An 18159-nucleotide genomic window follows, 5' to 3' on the forward strand; every position below is an offset into this window, starting at 1 on the left:
TCCAAAGCGTATTTATCTTATTACAAATGTCATCCATCCGCAGCGTATTTATCTCATTACAAATGTCATCCATCCGCAGAGAATTGGTACACAGCCGGCCACAGTTCTTTGAGCCCGCTTATTTCGCGATAATGTCTGTAATTCCATCAAAACCACTGTGCGTCGTTACGATAATCACATGATCGTCCGCCTGGAACATGTCTTGTCCGCCCGGAATTATCAGCCGTCCCTTCCGCAGGATGCCCGCGATCAGAACATTTGTCTTCATCGGCATGTCGATGAGCGGAATCCCGATCAGCTTCGAGTTCTGCTGAATCCGGAATCCCATGGCCTCTACTCTTCCGTTCATCAGACGGTACAGCGTCTCCATGTTGCTGTCCAGACTGTTATTCGCCGCACGGACATACTGGATAATCCGCTGTGTTGTGAGAAGCTTCGGGTTCACCACACTGTCCAGCTGAAGGGAATCAATGACCTCATTGAAATCCACATGATTGACTTTCGTGATCACCTTTTTTCTGACTTTCTCCTGTGCAAAGAGTGAAAGAATCGCATTGACCTCATCGATTCCGGTGCAGGCCACAAAGGCATCTGTGTTCTCCAGATTCTCCTCCATGAGAATTTCCTGATCGCTTCCATCTGCACAGTCAATATTTGCCTGCGGGAAGATATCGTTGAGTTCCGAGCACCTCTTTGGGTTTTTCTCAATGATCTTGACGTCAATTCCGTTTTTCAGAAGAATCTTCGTCAGATAATAGGAAATCTCGCCTCCTCCGATGATGGTGCAGTTCTTAACCCGGTTCGTAGGCACACTGATTTTCCGGAAAAAGGCGTTTGCCTCCAGCGGTTCCAAGATTACCGTCAGAACATCTCCGGCTGCCGGTGTAAAATCACCGTTCGGTATCACGATTTCGTTGCCTCTCTGCGCAATGCAGATCAGCATGCTGTAATCAAATCTCTGTGACACTTCCTTCAGCGGAGATCCGATAATGGACGACCCCGCCGGCACCTTGAACCGCATCAGGCTGATCCTGTCTCCTGCAAAGCTGTCTATCTCAACGGCACTTGGGTACTGCATCAGATGTGCCATTTCCCTTGCCGCCTCCAGCTCGGGATTGATCGTCATGGACAGATGCAGTTCGCTTCTCAGGAAGCTGCTCTCCTCGGAGTAAACCGGATTCCGCACTCTCGCAATCGTATAGCAATCAGCCTTCTGCTTCGCGATCACACAGACCAGAAGATTGACCTCGTCACTTTCCGTAACAGCGATCACCATGTCCGTGTGCTCCAGATCCGCCTCGCATAGAACATTGTAGCTCGTTCCGTTACCGGTAATTCCCATGACATCATAGATGGTTGAGACATCCCGCACAACCTGCGCATTTGTATCTACAACTGTTATGTTGTGCCCTTCCTTGGACAGCTGCGCTACCAGCGTCCTTCCAACCTTACCGCAGCCGACAACGATTATCTGCATGCCAACTTCCTCTCTCATCAACGGCTTATTTCAGCCCTTCTCCAGGAAACGTCCGCATGCCCGCAACCATACCATCTCCGCAGCACTGCCGGGAATCCGGATTTCGCGATAACACGTTTCCTGTCATATTTCACAGAAAAAACACAATTAGTGATTATAACACGCTGCTCACGTTCTTACAACAGCCGTATTGCAGTTCCTTTTCCATCTGCCTCCGGCCCGCCGCATGGCCATTTCACAGTCCGGCTCTCAGCTCTCTCCAGCCCGCCGCATAGCCATTCCACAGTCCGGCTCTCAGCTCTCTCCGGCTTCATCATCCCTTCAGGAAATCGAACGCGTCACCGGAATCATTATGAATGAAATACATCAGATGATAGGCACAGTTCAGTGCCACACGCTCCTCCTTCAGAATCCGCCGGCATTCCTCCCGGTCGGCAAGAACAACCTCGATCTCCTCGCTCTCTTCCATAAAACGTCCGCTGATCTCGCCGTCTGCATAGCCGTAGACCGTCGCGCAGGCTTCATCTGTCATACCTACCGTTGTGTATCTGGGCTCCTCGTACATTCTATCCGCATCTACCGGAGTGAGCGTAAGCCCCGTCTCCTCGTGAAGCTCACGCACAGCAGCCGCGCGAAAGCTCTCCCCTTTCTCTACCAGGCCCGCCGGCAGCTCATATACATAATCATCCACCGGATACCGGTACTGACGGATCAGAACCACCCGGTCCCTCTTCTCGCCGTACAGACTGTATATGATTACGCCGTCCGCGTTGTTTTTTCTCGTACGGATCTTCAGCTCATCCTCGTTTTTCGCCCGCGATGCAACCATGTAGTGGCTCTCATGTCCCTTTTTGTTGTGTCCGTCCACCTCAAACATGTTCACAAACCGGTTATCTGTCAGCTGCGTAATCTCATCTATTGTCGCCATATCTGAACCCTCCCTGATGCTGTAATTATACCCTTTCCCCTTCTGTTTTCCAATACATCAGTTGAAGCCGCCGCGTCCTCCCGACCCGCACAGACGAAGCCACAGAACCTGCTCATACAGCAGACATAGTCACCGCATCTGTACATACAGCAGACGAGGCCGCCACACCTGTACATACAACAGATCGGCAACCGCGTCTGAACATACAGCAGACGAGGCCGCCGCACCTGCTCATACAGCAGACGGGGCCGCCGCACCTGCCATACGGCATGTGCAGCGGCCCCGTCTGTCACGCGGTCAATGATAAAAATCCAATCAGTTTCTTCCCTTAAGAAGCGGAGACAGGCGCTTGTAGATCAGGAAGGTGATCACCACATCGATCATTCCCTTGATAAAGGTGAACGGCATGTTGAATACCACAAGGCTCTGGAAGATGCTCTTCACACCCGGGAAAATCGCCTGGTACGCAGCCAGGATGGTCTCTTCCGGCATGAAATTGTAATATACCGGGTAGACAACCGCGAAGTTGAAGGGAACGGAAACCACCGCCATAGCGATTGCGCCGATGAACGATGCAAGGATAGCTCCCTTCTTGGTCTTGCTGCGCTTGTAGATAACTCCTGCGACACCGGTGAATACTGCTCCGAGAACGAAGTTGCAGAGCTCACCGACCGCAAACGATCCGGAGAACAGACAGTGGATCAGGTTCTTGATGAGCTCGATCAGAATACCACATACCGGCCCCATCGCAAAGGCTCCGAGCAGAGCCGGGAGATCAGAGAAATCCAGCTTAACAAAGGACGGCATAAGCGGTGCCGGTATCTCAATCAATTGAAGAATAAACGCGATTGCGGAAAGAATTCCGGTCACCGCAATGTAGTGCACGGTTACGTTTTGTCTCCTGGTTTCACTTGTTACTGCTGTGTTTGTTGTGTCTGCCATAGCTATCTCCTCTTTTCTGTTTGTGCGTTCCGCATTCTGCGGATCCGCCGACTAGAGAGATCTTCCCTGCGTGCACCGGAACGGAACAGCCGCCCTCTGCACACAACGAGATAAAACACGCTGCGCGAGTTTTATCTCGCTATCGCGACGCTCGCCGCACACGAATACTTCGCATTCGGCTGCGGCTCACTGTTCGCGTAAAAAAAGCCCGTATCCTTAGAGATACGGGCGAATCAGCATCATTATCGATTACTTCTCCTGCAGCTCTGATCCTGCTGCTTCCGAAGTAAGGAATGGTAGCATCTTCTTTCATCCAGACTATACTGTTGGTACCGGAGTTTCACCGGTTCGACTGCAATGGCAGGTCGCGGACTTTACCGCCAGTGGGGATTCTCACCCCGCCCTGAAGATCTCCTGTTTTTATTTACGAAACAATGTTAACGCAAGCCGATCTAAAAATCAATAGCAAAATCACTTTTTCAAGCAATTGCAATCCATGTCTGAATGATGCTCAACATAAACTTTCCAGCTCGATATGAGATCCAATTCTCGCGCAGCAAATCCGTGCAGGACACAAAATTATCACAGAAAGTTCATTTGTATACTAACTATAGTTAATATAGAATATAGGTTGTTGAAAATGACACCTATTTCACATAGACAGATAAGGAGCATTCCTCAGATGGAAAATTTAAAAACAGACAGACAGCAGACAGACAGCCAGGTGAATAATTGCGATTTTAATTTTAAGGGTCTGGGTGAAGCTATCAAAAAGCTGCGAATTGAAAAGGGACTGACACAGAATGAGGTCGCTACAGAGCTTCATGTAACCCCCGGCTATATCAGCAATGTAGAGAACAGCCGGACTGCTATGTCGATTAAAGTCCTGTGCTACTTCGCGAACATCTGCGATATCACGGTTGATGAAATTCTCGGACGAACCATTCCCGAATACCGGGGAACCTCCCTCGACAACAAATTGACCGCAGAGATTCATTCTATGTCAGAAGATGAGAAGGAAAAACTTCTCGCGACGATCGCAATCTGGAAGAAGTAAATCTTACAAAGGACTAAATCCCACTCAGTATTAACGAGATAAAACACGTTGCGCGAGTTTTATCTCGCTATCGCGACGCTCGCCGCACACGAATACTTCGCATTCGGCTGCGGCTCACTGTTCGCGTAAATAAAAGAAAGCCGACAAATACCGGTTTCTCAGCATTTGTCGACTTTCATCTGCTAATTCAGATAACCGCTCACCTGATCCGCGAGCGGTTTTTTGCTGTTGAAAAACCGGACATAGCCCTCCAGAGAGGATGCCTTCTCCCGCAGGGTTCTGGACTTCTCCCAGATAAAGATTCCGGCCTTTCCCTTTCCGTTCTTTGCCTCCTGGATCATGTTCTCACCGGCGGAATTCCCGTCAAAGCCGATCAGAAGCGAAGGCCGTCTCTCGAAGATCTCATAGTTGAAGCTCTTGTAAATGCCCATGCTCTCGCTCTCCGTCGACACACGAATGCGGACTCCCGCCTCCTCGAGCTGCCGGCACTCCCCGCGGGTAAGCAGCGACGGAACGAACGAATAAATCAGAAATCCCTTCTCGTTGTGTTCCAGAAGATATTTCTCATATCCCCGGAGACGGTTGCCGATGACAAAAAATACCTCCTCCGGATTCAAGCTCTCAAGCAGTGCGTCCAGCTGTCTGCATCCCTCTTCTGTGATCCTGGTCGCGCGCTTTTCGGAATTAAAGCTTCCGCCCATCAAAATAATCGGAAGTCTGTCCCAGGGAAGCTCACGGATGCTGTCTTTCAGTTCCGTATTCGCGTCCACCCTGTGATTCCGGCGAAGCCTGAGTCCTCCGCTCCCTGCCTCGGCCTCTTCCATTTTTTCCAGAAGCACATCCTCCAGATCTCTGCCCGCCAGAATCTGATGAAGCTCGATTTTTTTCCTTGAATAGGATTCCTGTCCCTCCCGGATGATCTCGGTCTCGGTCTGCTTCATGCTCATCATCTCATCCGGCGTCAGCTCCAGCAGTTTTTCAAGTGAGAGCTGCTCATCAATCGAGTTCGTTCCATAGAGCGCGGCGCCATCCGTACCCTGTACGCAGCGGATGCCGGCTGCCAGATACTGACGGAGCGGATGATTCTCCAGAGCGTTCAGGTTGTTCAGCCGCACATTGGACGTTAGCTGGAATTCGAGAACAATGTTGTTCTCGATCAGAGCCTTCATGACCTCCCTGCCCTTTTTCGTCTTCAGACTGTACGTATAAAGACCGTGACCCAGCCGGACCCTGGGCATCTTCTGCCCGGGCTCCAGAGAATCCTTCACGCATTCGATGCTGTGAGCGATATTATCCTTCTGGCTGTCATTTTCGCCCGCATGGATCCGGATCACAAAATCCGGGACCTTCTTCGTGATCTTGACGATTTCCCGGAACATCGGTTTCAGCGTGATAATGTCATTGATCTCCTCTCCGACAAAATCACAGCCCGCCACGTAGGGATCAAGCGCAACCGCCTGAAGCACATTCAGATTCCGGATGAGGTAATCCTCCGGCGTCACCTGATCCTTGACGATGGTCAGCGGGATTCTCCGTATCGCGGCGAGGAACCGGATCATGACCCCGGTCTCCCGGTAAATCTTCGGCATGATCTCATGCACTTCCTGCAGCATCTCCAGGGACTCGTATTTTTTTACCAGTGTGGTGTCACTGATCTCTGCATAGCAGATTCCCTGCCTGCGATAGCTTCTGGCAATCCACAGGAGGTCATCCTGAAAGACCGTATTCCGGTGATAGTCCGGATTTTCTCCGTCCTTCCTCATCTGAATCAGCGCAGCCAGCACGTCCTTGTCCGGGATCTGATGAACGCCGGAGAGCTCCAACTTCTCCTCGCTCTCCTTCCCCTTGGTGAAAATATAACGGTACAGATATACTTTTTCCAGATTGGTGAAGACCGCCTGTCCGTCCTTCAGAATCGCTAGGGACGTCCGGATCTTTACAATATTCTGCTCCGCGTGATCCAGATTGTTCAGAATCAGGTCTGCGAAATTGATCACCGTATTGTCGTTGATCTTCCGGTCAAGGTATTTGCCCTTCAGATCCGAGCTGGAAAACTGCCTTGCAACCTTCGCCCGCTGTGCCGCCAGTCTCTCTTCCTGCTCCTGTGTCAGCTCGAGATTCAGCTTCCGGATGTAGTAAAGCGGATACTGGATCTGGTGGTAGATACCGAGGGCAATCAGAATGTCCGGCGACAGATTTCCGTTCATATGCGTGTGAAGATCCGCACGGAATTTATATTCCCTGCGGATGTAGGTCTTGAAGATCGTTTTTGAAATGTCGAAGCGATAGTCCCGGGTCTGACTCATCAGCGTCTTGGCGATGGAAGGAATGGATGCCTTCATCTCAACCCTTCCGTCCGGATAGATATTCGCGACCTTGGTGTTCCCGAGGCGGAAAATATAGACCTCCTCATTCGCCGCATCAATGTAGCACGGAACCTCACCGCGAATGACCAGAAGTCCCCGTTCATTCTCGCAGAGCGGAAGCTCACAGAGCTTTGCCAGATTCCGTATAAGATTTCCGGAATGATGATTTGGCGTCTCCAGTTCATAGCAGAGTCTTCCCAGGTCGCGATAAAGATTTACAATGATATCCTTCTCATTGTCCAGAAAAAAGCAGGTGAAATATGTCATAGTTTCTTCCTTTTATCTCTTCCTTTTATCATTCCGCCGCGTAAAATCTCGGCCGAGCTTGCCCGTCTTGGGTCGTTCACCAGTCAACTGCCCACACGAAAAATTATGGGCTTCCGCCTATAGCAAACGAAAGGATTCCATCAATAAAATGACCTGGTGAAAGACTGCTGCGTCAAAACGAAATATTTTCTTTCTGAAAGCTGACTCTTCTATGATGCGGCTCTGTCAGCCGGCTGCGCCATTTCCGTAATATGATGCATCGGAATATCCGGAGCCGCCATCCGCGCTGTAGTTCGTCCCGTAGCCGTTTTCGCTTTCATACTGCCCGGAAGTTCCGGAATTATTCGTATTGTATGTATTATCGCCGTATGTGGCATCTCCGTATGTCACAGATCCGTATGTACTGTCGGTTCCATTATTATAGGTACCGCTGCCGCTGTAGTCCCCGCCGTACCCCGAATCGGTATAACCATTGCTTCCATCGCTCTCCGAAGCATAACCACCGTCGGTACTGTAGGATGTACTGTCACTGTAGACGTCCGTGTCAGAATAAGCGGACGAGGAGGCGACCTCCTCCAGCTTTTCATCCAGATCGTCCGGTAATGCCTTTCCGTAGAGATAATTCTGAAGATAAGCGCTGTTCAGATACAGGTTGGGAACAAGCACTGACATGCCTTCGATCTGTCCCTCGGTGAAAGTCCCGTCCACCGGAATACGGTATGTCTCGATTGTGGTGATATGATTCACTGACAGAGTCTTCACGTAGCTCAGCAGCTCGCTGTTCTTCAGATCCGTTGTGATGCATGGAAAAATCTTGGACGCGAGAGACAGGAGCTTTGTGGCACTGAGATTCTGCACCTTCTTATAAGCTGCCATGATTACCTTTTTCTGTCTCTCGGTTCTGTCCCAGTCGGAATTTCCGACATAACGCATTCTGGCATAGCAGAGAACCTGCTTTGGCTTCAGCGTGTTGATGCCTTCCTTCAGTCCCCACGCCTCGTTTACCTCCGCATTGTCATCCGCGGATCCGAGTCCTTCATTCGCATTCATATATGTAGCTTCATCGTAGGTAAGCTCGATATCCAGATCACCGACCTCCGTCAGTGCCTCGAGGAAGCCGTCAAAATCGACCTCTACGTTTCCATCGATATCCACGCCGAAATTCTGTTCTATGGTCTTGTCCAGGAGCTCCATTCCTCCCAGCGCGTAGGCCGCATTCAGCTTGTTCGCCTGATATCCGGGAATCTGTACATACATATCCCTCATCAGTGTAACCAGCTTGATTTTCTTCTCCTTTGTATTGATGCTGCAAAGAATCATAGAATCTGAACGCTGCCCGCTCTCTCCAGATCTCGCGTCCTGACCGATCAACAGGAGATTTTTGACGTCATTATCCTTCATGACGTCAATATCGCTGGTATCGCCCCAGTCGATGTCACTTGCCGTCAGGGTGTCGTTCGCCTTGTCGCCGTCAGCATCGAAGGTCTCCACAGCACCTGCGGAATTCATCGAAGCGGATACATGGTTAATCTTGCCCAGCAGTCCCTGCAGATATACCGCCGTCACCAGGCCTCCGGCGATGACGAGTGCCATAACAAAGGTGAGAACCGTAACCACACGCTTCTTTTTTTTGCGCTTTCCGGCTCCCTGTGTTCTCCTCCGGGCTGTATTCTCCCGCAGGTCACTTTCCGGGTCTTCTCGCCGGCCTGACCTTTCCCTGACCTTGTTCTGGCGGGAGTTATGATCCGCGCGTCCCGAGATCTTTTTTCTGCCCTTCTTCCCTGTACGGCTGCCGGAGTAAGATCTCGCGTACCGGTCCAGGTCCAGATCCAGATAAGACTCCGCATCATCGTCCGGATCTTCCTCTCCATATTCGTCGTACTCATCCGGATATCCGGGGGTGTATCTTGTCTCCCGACCGGAATCGTAATTACGCTCCGGCCGCCCGGAATCATGGTTTTCTCCCGAATGCCTGCGTGAATATCCGCCGGAATTCTCATTTGAATGCTTAGAAGCCATAATCATCACCTTTAACAAACTGTATCGATAAGTGTATATAACCTTTAAATAGTACCACAAAAATGTTAAAAACCAAATAAAATTTATCTAAAACCGGCAAACATGCGTCCCTTTCCCCTATCTCCGCCCTGAAAAGCCCGGAAGAATTGTCGTTAATGTGCAGAAAATACAAGTATTTATTCATTTTCGTTCTTTTCAGAATGAGAAAATGCAACATATCTTTCACTTTCAAGCCGTGATGCTCGATCTTTCTCATAAGCGGCCTATATCCGTCTTTTACCACTTCAAAAGCTGATTATGTTCGTTTTATACGCCTTCGTAAGTGGCTTATGTCCGTTTTATACCACTTCATAAGTGGCAAATATTCGTTTATTCCACTTCATAAGCGGCCGGCATCCGTTTTAATACCACCCGGCATGAGATCCGGATTCATCTTGTATTCAGTCTTTTCGTGACTTATAATGCATGGTATCAGTCCGGCTGCGATATTTCTGATCCACAGAGAGCCAACATAACGAGACGCAATCAACCAATACCATTTGTGGAGCAGCATATTGCATGACGGTAACTTACATCAATTGTGACTGATAACCTTAACTGCATAATTTATCTGCATAACAAAGGAGAGAATACTATGAAGACAATCGCAACATCCAATGCGCCCGCTGCAATCGGTCCATACTCTCAGGCAATTGAGAGCAATGGTTTCATCTTCTGTTCCGGACAGATTCCGGTAGATCCCGCCACCGGCAATATCCCGGAGGGCATCGAAGCTCAGGCGGAGCAGAGCTGCAAAAACGTCGAGGCAATCCTTCAGGCAGCCGGATCCGGCGCGGACAAGGTAGTCAAAACCACCTGCTTCCTCGCGGATATTACGGATTTTGCCCGCTTCAATGAAGTTTACGCGAAGCACTTCATCTCCAAGCCGGCCCGCAGCTGCACAGCCGTAAAGGATCTCCCGAAGGGAGTGCTCTGTGAGATTGAGGCTATCGCAGAACGCTGATCAGGACAACAGAAGAGGAGCTCGCGGTTCATTTCCTGAATCGCGAGCTCCTTTTCTGTCATTTGAATCTAATATACTTGTGATGTGATGCGTCGTGTGGCTCAAAAAGCCTTCAAATCCGTCTAACCTACCAAAGCCGTGACCCCATCTCACTTCGCAGCGTTCGTTCTGCCCTCAAAACGACTTGTCTTGAAGATAACCTCTTTATATCTCTTCAAAATCGAATACAGAAGGACGCCGAATACGCCGCATCCAACCACCTCTCCGATTCCGACCGTCAGCATCATGAACGGAATCGGAAGATTCACGCCATAGGCAAACCGAAGCACAAACGGCACAATGATCGTATTCGCCACAATCGGCGGAAGGGTGCAGAGCACCGGATTTCTCCTGCGGAGAAGCCGCGTTCCAACCGCTCCGATCAGCGTCGCGATACTTCCAAAGATAATGTCCGGAAGTACAGCGCCTCCGGCAATATTACCGATCAGACATCCGACAAAGAGTCCGGGTATCGCAGCCGGGGTGAAGACCGGAAGAATCGTCAGCGCCTCTGCGACACGGATCTGCACCTGGCCGAAGGAAAATGCGGAAAAGACATATGTCAGAACAACATATATCGCCGCGATCATCGCCGCCTGTGTCAGGGAAAGAATCCTGTTGTGTTCCGTTCTTCCGCTCACCGCGCCATCATGTGCCGCATGGATCTGACCTGCGAAGGCATTTCCCACGTGTGTCTGATCCGCGCATTCCTGTCCCGCATGGACATTTCCCGCTTCCGTCTGAGCCGCGCATTCCTGTCCCGCATGAACATTTCCTGCTTTCGTCCCGTCCGCAGCGCCCTGTGCCGCTTCTCTGAATCCTGCCCTACTGAACTTCGTCTCGTTTTCTTTCATTATTATATTCTCCTTTAGTTTTGTTTATTACGTCAGGAAGGTCTCGAACTGACGCTGCTGAACCTGAATCAGCCCTTGCATTTTATCACAACTTCTCCATAAGATGAAGAGGAAAGATCAACATTGCAAAAAAAAATGGTATGTATAATAATATCCATGTAATAGTCTTCGTGAATTATTTTATATGCCAATCCTCAAAAAATATTTTGATTCACTGGCAGGACGGGCTGATCACTAGAAAAAAAAGTTAGAAGAGAAGCCGATGAACAGGGAGGTTAACGATGAAAGACGGATTTATCAAAGTTGCTGCAGGAACACCGGATGTAACCGTTGGTGACTGCGTTGCCAATGCGGATGCGATCCTGGCACAGATCAGAGAAATGGAGAAGGCGCATGCGAAGATCATGGTGTTTCCGGAGCTCTGCATCACCGGATATACGTGTCATGATCTGTTTCTGCAGGATCTCCTGATCGCGGAGGCAAGAAGACAGCTGAACCGGATTTTACATGAAACGGAGAAGACCGATGCATTGATCTTCGTGGGCCTTCCGTGGGAGCTACGCGGAAAGCTGTACAACGTGGCCGCCGTTCTGAACCGTGGCCGACTCCTCGGCCTCGTCCCGAAGAAAAATCTGCCGACCTATAATGAGTTCTATGAGCGCCGGCAGTTCACGCCCGGACACGAAACCGTCGAGTGGCTCGGCTCGATGGTCCCCTTTGGCATGAATCTCCTCTTCTACTGCGAGGAAATTCCACGGCTGAAGGTCGCTGCGGAGCTCTGTGAGGATCTGTGGGTTCCCTGTCCTCCCAGCATCTCCCATGCAGCCTGCGGGGCAACGGTGATTGCCAACCTGTCCGCGAGCAACGAGATGATCGGAAAGGACACCTACCGGAAAAATCTGGTCTCACAGCAGTCGGCCAGCCTGATCTGCGGATACATCTACGCCTCCGCCGGTGAAGGGGAATCCACACAGGATCTGGTCTTCGGCGGTCACAATATCATCGCGGAGAACGGAACCATTCTGGCGGAATCCAAACGGTTCCGCAACGGAATCATCTATTCTGAGATAGACGTCAGCCGTCTCACTGCTGAGCGCCGCAGAACCAGCACCTATCCCGATTTTGAGACTGCGTCCGCCTATGGTGCTCAGGACGGGGCCTCCCTCGGAAAAACGGCAGCGCTCTCCAGTGCAATGCCTGTCGGAGCCTCCGGCTGGGTGCTCGGCGATCATGTCTGCATCCCCTTCCAGCTCCGGGAAGAACAGACCCCGCTGACCCGCACCTTTGCTCCGCATCCCTTTGTTCCGGAGGATCCGGCCACAAGGAACCAGCGCTGCGAGGAGATCCTGACCATACAGGCCATGGGTCTCAAGAAAAGGCTCCACCACATCCACGCATCCCACGCCGTGATCGGCATTTCCGGAGGTCTCGATTCCACGCTCGCCCTTCTGGTAACCGTTAAGGCATTCGACATGCTTAACCTTCCAAGGGAAGGCATCATCGCCGTCACCATGCCCTGCTTCGGCACTACTGACCGGACCTACCGGAATGCCTGCACCCTGATCCGCGAGCTCGGTGTCACCTTCCGGGAAATCCGCCTCAACGAGTCGGTGACCCTTCACTTCCGCGACATCGGTCACGACATAAGCGTGCACGACGTCACCTATGAGAACGGTCAGGCGAGAGAGCGGACACAGGTACTCATGGACGTCGCCAACCAGGCCGGAGGAATCGTGATCGGAACCGGCGACCTCTCCGAGCTTGCCCTTGGGTGGGCGACCTACAACGGAGATCATATGTCAATGTACGCCGTGAACTGCTCCGTCCCCAAGACTCTTGTCCGCCATCTGGTCCGCTATTACGCGGACACCTGCGGCGAGGAAAAGCTTTCCTCCATCCTGCTTGATATCCTGGACACTCCAGTAAGCCCCGAGCTTCTGCCACCGGAAAACGGCGTGATCTCCCAGAAAACTGAGGATCTCGTCGGACCCTATGAGCTCCACGACTTCTTCCTGTATTATATGCTCCGTGCAGAATTCACACCCTCGAAGATCTATCGGATCGCCAACCGCACCTTTGCGGGAAAATACACCGATACCACAATCCTCAAATGGCTGAAGAACTTCTACCGGAGATTTTTCTCCCAGCAGTTCAAGCGTTCCTGCCTGCCGGACGGCCCGAAGGTCGGTTCCGTCGCCCTCTCCCCGCGGGGTGATCTCCGCATGCCAAGCGACGCCAGCGCCCGGATCTGGCTGGATGAAATCGACGCTCTCTGTATCCCGGAGGAAAGCATGGAACAATCTGTGAAAACCCACAATTAACCCGCTTGATCAGTCAGCCGGGTTGACGCTCCGGACATCCAACCCGCCTGATCAATCAGCCGGGTTGATGTTCCGGGCATCCGTCCGCCATCCCGGATCGATTTTGCAGTGATATACAACAACCGGAACACTATCAGCGCAGATAATGTTCCGGTTGTTTTCGTTTTTTGGGTTGTCTTCGTTTTTTACGTTGTCTTCGGCCCTTTCGGTTCTCTTTGGTCCTTTCGTTATTTGGGCTTGTTACGATTTGCCATTCTGGAAGCTCTGGACTTTGTCGTAGACCCCCTGCATAGTCTGATCCAGCTCGGCGGTCACCCTTGAGCACTCTGTAAGTCCCGCGGACAAAGCCTTCATCTGTTCGTCGGAGAGCTTCTTTTTATAGCGAAGCTTATGCTCCAGACTTGCCCAGAAGTCCATGGCTATGGTGCGCAGCTGTACCTCGGCGCGCATCATTTTCTTGCCCTCTTCCGTGAAGATCGGGACCTCCACGATCAGGTGCAGGCTGCGGTATCCGCTGGGCTTCGGATCCTTGATGTAGTCCTTCCGTTCAATCAGTGTGATATCATCCTGCTCCAGAAATTTATCCGCCAGCATATAGATGTCGTTCTGGAACGAGCAGATCACCCGGATTCCCGCGATGTCATCCAGATTCTCCTGTATAGAATCAATACTCAGCGGAAGATTTCTGGCGTGCAGCTTCCGCACAATGCTCTCCGGGCTCTTGACCCTCGTCCGGATCGATTCAATCGGGTTCGCGTCATATTTTACCGAAAAACGCTCATTCAGAACCTTGAACTTCGTCTCAATCTCCATGCAGGCGCACTGGTAGTCCGCGAACATTCGCCGCATCGGCTCCATCTCCGCGTCCGCAAGATCCAGGAACGCATCAAAGCTGATTCCGCCGGCGGGGAACAGATTTCGTATCTCCTCCGGCACCGCCATTAACTTCATAATCTGTGAATCCAAATCACCCATAAAATCCCCCACTTCAAAATACCGGTAATTCTCCGCTATTGGTACACTTCGTTATTGATACACTCCATTATTGAAACACTTCGCTATTGATACACTCCGTTATTGAAACACTTCGCTATTGATACACTCCGTTATTGATAAACTCCGTTAATGGTAACCGTAAATGTAACCTCCTGTCCATTCAGATCCGAAACACCGTAGTCCTCCGGGAAGGTTACCTGGATATCAAAGGTTTCCCCGACCTTGTGTCCCTCAACCTGATCCTCAAAACCATCAATATATGTGCCGGATCCCAGAGTCAGATCGGTCCCTGCTCCGTTTGTGCTCCCGCCGTCAAATGCCTTTCCTTTAAGATATCCCGTATAATCGATATTGACGGTATCGCCCTTCTGTACAACGGTTCCCTCCGTCGTATTCAGCGTTCCCTTCGAAGAAGCCGTTGCGGAGGAAGAAGCCCCTGCCGATGCTGTATCCTGTGATGTTGTCCCTGTTGATGCTGAGCTGTCGGAAGATGCAGCAGCTGTATCCCCTGTACCAGCCGCATTTCCGGTGCTGTCAGTGTTGATTGTGGTTACAATGTCCCCGGACGAAGACGAGACGCTGGAGCCATCTGCCTTCTTGCCGCCGAACAGACCACTGGTGGCAATGATTCCAATGACAACGACTGCAATCACCGCAATCACGATTACAATCGGAATCACCTTCTTCGCCTTCTGCTTCCTCACTTCCGCTTCTCTCTGCTGCGCCCGGCGCTCCTGCGCCATTTTTCGATTTTCTTTTTTCATAAAAAATGCCCTCTCAATTGTTTGAATGATACAAACAATTATAGCGGGCATTTGTGAACATCATGTGTTTTTGTTACTTGTCTGCTTTGATTGCATCTGTGGTGATGACAAACTTAACGGTTCCGTCCATTCCATTTGCGATTCCGCTGTAGTTCGTGTACTGCAGATCCTCAGAGGTGACAGCCTTCAGGCGATCTTCTACATCATCCAGATCATCAAGAGTACCGCCAATTCCGTCGGTGATCTTCTTGATTCCTTCATCGTTGTACTTCTTTGTGCCGTCCTTCAGCTCCTTCGCGCCGTCTGTCAGCTGCTTCAGGCCACCGACTACCTGGCTGCTGCCGGTCTGCAGCTTCTCCGCTCCGGTAGAAAGCTGCTTCATGCCGGATTGCAGCTGCTGCGCACCGGAAGGAAGCGCTGCGAGTCCTTTGCTGAGTTTCTGTGCACCCGTATCAAGTGCGGAAACAGAGCCTGATAAACTAGCAACAACCTGCTTCGCTACTGATTCAGACGTCTGACTCGCCACCTGAGAAGCCACTGCCTGTCCAGACTGCTTCGCAACTGCCTGGAATGTCTGTGAGCCTACCTGCTGAGCAACAGTACCTGCCACCTGAGGAGCAACAGATGTAGCTGTTGTTCTGGCTACCTGAGAAGCAACTGACTTTACAGTGCTTTCCGCAACCTGGGAGGCTGTCTCACCGGCCGTCTGCTTTGCGGTAGCAACTGCCGTTTCTCTCGCAACCGCCGGAGCTGTCTGTTTCACTGCGCTGGCCGCTGCCTCTCCTGCCGCTTTTCCTACTATAGAAGCCGGAATCTGTGTGACAGTCCCTGAGGCAGCAGATTGCGCTGCTTTCTCTGCTGCTGACTCAGCCGCAGCTGCCGCTGCATTTCCAGCTGCACTTGTAGCAACTTCCTGAACTGTATTAGATACAGACGAGGATATAGCTTGCGTGATAGTATCCGCACTGATTTGCGAGGAAAGCTGACCAACCTGGTTCACGATAGCATCATTAACATTTTTATTGATAGTACCTGCAATGGCTGACGCACACTGAGCTGCCTGATTCTCCTCCATTCCATTTTGAACCAGTAAACCTGCAATCTGACTCACCTGATCATCAGAAACACTGTAAGAAATTCCCTGTGCCGCAGTTGCAAGCGTAGAGCTGACTGATTGTGCCACAGCGGTACCGATACCACTGGAAAGTTGGTTAGCCGCATTCGTCACATCAGCAGACCCAGCCACTGCCTGACTAGCTTCCTGACTAGCTTCCTGCTTAATTGCCTCTGCGTTTTTCTGAACCTCGCTTACTGCTGCATTCCCTGCCTGATTAGCCAGTGCCTGCAGACCAGCATCTCCTGACAGAGCATCCGAAGCAGCCTTAGATGCCTGGTCTCCCGCTGCTTTCGCACTTGCATCCAGATTAGCATTCACGCCCGCTACCGCCTGATCACCGATTTTCTGTTCATCAATGCTTGCTTCTGCTTTAGCTTTTGCCTGGTCTCCCGCTGCTTTCGCACTTGCATCCAGATTAGCATTCACGCCCGCTACCGCCTGATCACCGATCGACTGAGCCTGACTGTTGATGTTCTGAACCGCTGACTGCGCAGCCGTCTTTCCAACTTTCTCAGCCTGCTGCTTCATCGCAGTGTTGTTGCTCATCTGTGCTCCAACCGTATCGCTTGCCTGCTTTGCTGCCGCTGAAGATATGCTGTTCAACGTTTTTGTATCACTGGAAAATCCATTTATTGCATTTTTGAATTTTGATGTTCCTTCTGCCAGAGCCTTTGCTCCACTTGCTGCCGAAGGTGCACTGGATGCCAGCTTGTCGACTCCCTCTGCTGCGCTGTCAATTCCTGCCTTCAACTGACTGATGCCGCTGTCAAGCTCTCCGTATTTATCGTTCAGCTCTTTTACGCCATTGTAGAGATCGCTGGAACCGCTGACAAGTTTCAGTGTGTTCTCTTCGAGATCATTGAGCTTGCCCTTAAGGTCATCCGCGGATTTAAGATCTGAGAAATCGATATCCTGGAAGGCGTCGGTCAGCGCAACCGTGTAGGTGGAATCCATTGTGAAATCCTTGACGTCTGCAGTGATTTCCACACTGTCGGTAATATCAAAGTCATCGATTTTTTCGTCTACTTTGCTGTCACTGTTCTTGCTGTCGCTGCTCTTGCTGTCGCTGCCCGCACCGTCCTTAGTCTGACTGCTGTCCGATGCGCTGTCCTTGTCATCAGAAGAAGCTGTGACACTCTCGGACTTTAATGCGGTCGCGTCTGAGGACTTCGTGTCGGAAGACGATGTTCCGGAAGCCGTTGTCTCATTAAGCTTGTCGGCGTCATCCTTGGCGTCCTTCAGTTTATCCTTCAGGCTGTCGAGATCCAGATCATCCTTCAGTCCCGGCATACCGAATCCAAGGACAATATTTCTGCTTCCGTCATTGATAATCTTTCCGTTGTCGATCGTCACATTCGAGAAATTCTCTCCGGGAAGGATCATTCCGGTCATCATAACAAAAGGTGTCTTCATAGTCTCGGTCTTGTCACCGACCTTTGTCTGCACACTGGTGTTATTCGTGTACTGGATCTTGATCGTGAGCTTTCCGCTCTTGCCCGCAAGATCCTTCGGCGCGATTTCCTTTCCGTCCAGATAGTAGGTGAAGCTGACGCCGACCGGAAGCTCCTTGTCGGAGGTTCCCTGATAGTAGATGTCGTTTCCGTCGGAATCCCATACCATGGAATCACCGGAACCGGTATAGGTCTCATCGCCCTTTACATTCTGAATATCACTCAGGGAAGACGCATCCTTGATGTCTTTCTCACTTCCGGCTCCGACCAGCTGATCGGAGACCGTGATTTTCGAGGTCTTCCCGTCTGCATCTGCATTTACGTATACGGTTTCATCCTTTGTAACCTTCGATGAGCTGTTGTCCGCGGCAAAAACAGCCGATGCGGACGGTACGATTCCCATCATCGCCGCAATACCAACAGCTATCGTCTTATTAAAACTCTTTTTGATTACGATCTTGGCATTTCTGTTCATTTTTTTCAGCCTCTCTTCTGTAGAACGCAGATCCTCATCGAACTGCTGAATCCTGTCTGTTTCACATCCTGTATTTTTTGTAT

At 51.0% G+C, this 18159-nt stretch carries 12 protein-coding genes and 1 riboswitch; of the genes, 3 read left to right on the top strand and 9 right to left on the bottom strand.

The genetic code is table 11. From position 1 onward, the window contains the following. Positions 1–118: 118 nt before the first annotated feature. From trkA to ACTQ1O_RS08880, 3 genes are all read right to left on the bottom strand, one after another. On the bottom strand, positions 119–1477 hold the full coding sequence (gene trkA / locus ACTQ1O_RS08870) for a Trk system potassium transporter TrkA (RefSeq protein ID WP_441486972.1): 1359 nt from the start codon (positions 1475–1477) through the stop codon (positions 119–121). A 313-nt stretch (positions 1478–1790) separates the two neighbouring features. Further along, complete coding sequence (locus ACTQ1O_RS08875; protein WP_441099729.1) at positions 1791–2405, bottom strand: NUDIX hydrolase; 615 nt, start codon at positions 2403–2405, stop codon at positions 1791–1793. Positions 2406–2720: 315 nt separating this feature from the next. Further along, a complete protein-coding gene (locus ACTQ1O_RS08880) occupies positions 2721–3347 on the bottom strand; it encodes an ECF transporter S component (protein WP_441474231.1) in 627 nt (208 codons plus the stop codon). A gap of 297 nt (positions 3348–3644) precedes the next feature. After that, positions 3645–3762: riboswitch (FMN riboswitch) on the bottom strand. Between the two features lie 267 nt (positions 3763–4029). Between ACTQ1O_RS08880 and ACTQ1O_RS08885 the strand changes: the two genes are divergently transcribed. Then, a complete protein-coding gene (locus tag ACTQ1O_RS08885; RefSeq protein ID WP_441486973.1) occupies positions 4030–4404 on the top strand; it encodes a helix-turn-helix domain-containing protein in 375 nt (124 codons plus the stop codon). A 182-nt stretch (positions 4405–4586) separates the two neighbouring features. Here the strand turns inward: ACTQ1O_RS08885 and ACTQ1O_RS08890 are convergent, their stop codons facing one another. After that, positions 4587–7037 carry an adenosine deaminase gene (locus ACTQ1O_RS08890; protein ID WP_441486974.1) on the bottom strand — a complete coding sequence of 817 codons (2451 nt, stop codon included), beginning with the start codon at positions 7035–7037 and terminating at the stop codon, positions 4587–4589. Positions 7038–7262: 225 nt separating this feature from the next. Further along, positions 7263–9056 carry an LCP family protein gene (locus tag ACTQ1O_RS08895; RefSeq protein WP_441486975.1) on the bottom strand — a complete coding sequence of 598 codons (1794 nt, stop codon included), beginning with the start codon at positions 9054–9056 and terminating at the stop codon, positions 7263–7265. 634 nt (positions 9057–9690) lie between these two features. Here ACTQ1O_RS08895 and ACTQ1O_RS08900 point away from each other — a divergent pair. Then, on the top strand, positions 9691–10059 hold the full coding sequence (locus tag ACTQ1O_RS08900) for a RidA family protein (RefSeq protein ID WP_441486976.1): 369 nt from the start codon (positions 9691–9693) through the stop codon (positions 10057–10059). A 149-nt stretch (positions 10060–10208) separates the two neighbouring features. Here ACTQ1O_RS08900 and ACTQ1O_RS08905 read toward each other — a convergent pair whose 3' ends face one another. Continuing rightward, entirely contained in the window at positions 10209–10739 is a 531-nt protein-coding gene (locus tag ACTQ1O_RS08905) for a QueT transporter family protein (protein WP_441487031.1), read from the bottom strand. Between the two features lie 494 nt (positions 10740–11233). On the opposite strand from ACTQ1O_RS08905, the gene ACTQ1O_RS08910 reads away from it, so the two are divergent. Beyond that, entirely contained in the window at positions 11234–13273 is a 2040-nt protein-coding gene (locus ACTQ1O_RS08910; RefSeq protein WP_441486977.1) for an NAD(+) synthase, read from the top strand. A 240-nt stretch (positions 13274–13513) separates the two neighbouring features. On the opposite strand, the gene ACTQ1O_RS08915 is transcribed toward ACTQ1O_RS08910, so the two are convergent. The 3 genes from ACTQ1O_RS08915 to ACTQ1O_RS08925 all read right to left on the bottom strand — a co-directional run bounded on the left by ACTQ1O_RS08915 (position 13514) and on the right by ACTQ1O_RS08925 (position 18076). Continuing rightward, the gene (locus ACTQ1O_RS08915) at positions 13514–14248 is read right to left on the bottom strand and encodes a GTP pyrophosphokinase (protein WP_441474236.1); all 735 of its coding nucleotides are present in this window, start codon (positions 14246–14248) and stop codon (positions 13514–13516) included. Between the two features lie 131 nt (positions 14249–14379). Then, a complete protein-coding gene (locus tag ACTQ1O_RS08920; RefSeq protein ID WP_441486978.1) occupies positions 14380–15033 on the bottom strand; it encodes an FKBP-type peptidyl-prolyl cis-trans isomerase in 654 nt (217 codons plus the stop codon). 73 nt (positions 15034–15106) lie between these two features. Further along, complete coding sequence (locus ACTQ1O_RS08925) at positions 15107–18076, bottom strand: hypothetical protein (RefSeq protein WP_441486979.1); 2970 nt, start codon at positions 18074–18076, stop codon at positions 15107–15109. Positions 18077–18159: the final 83 nt, after the last annotated feature.

It is taken from the genome of Bilifractor sp. LCP21S3_A7, assembly GCF_052118825.1.
In the GTDB taxonomy this organism is placed as follows: Bacteria; Bacillota; Clostridia; order Lachnospirales; family Lachnospiraceae; genus Bilifractor.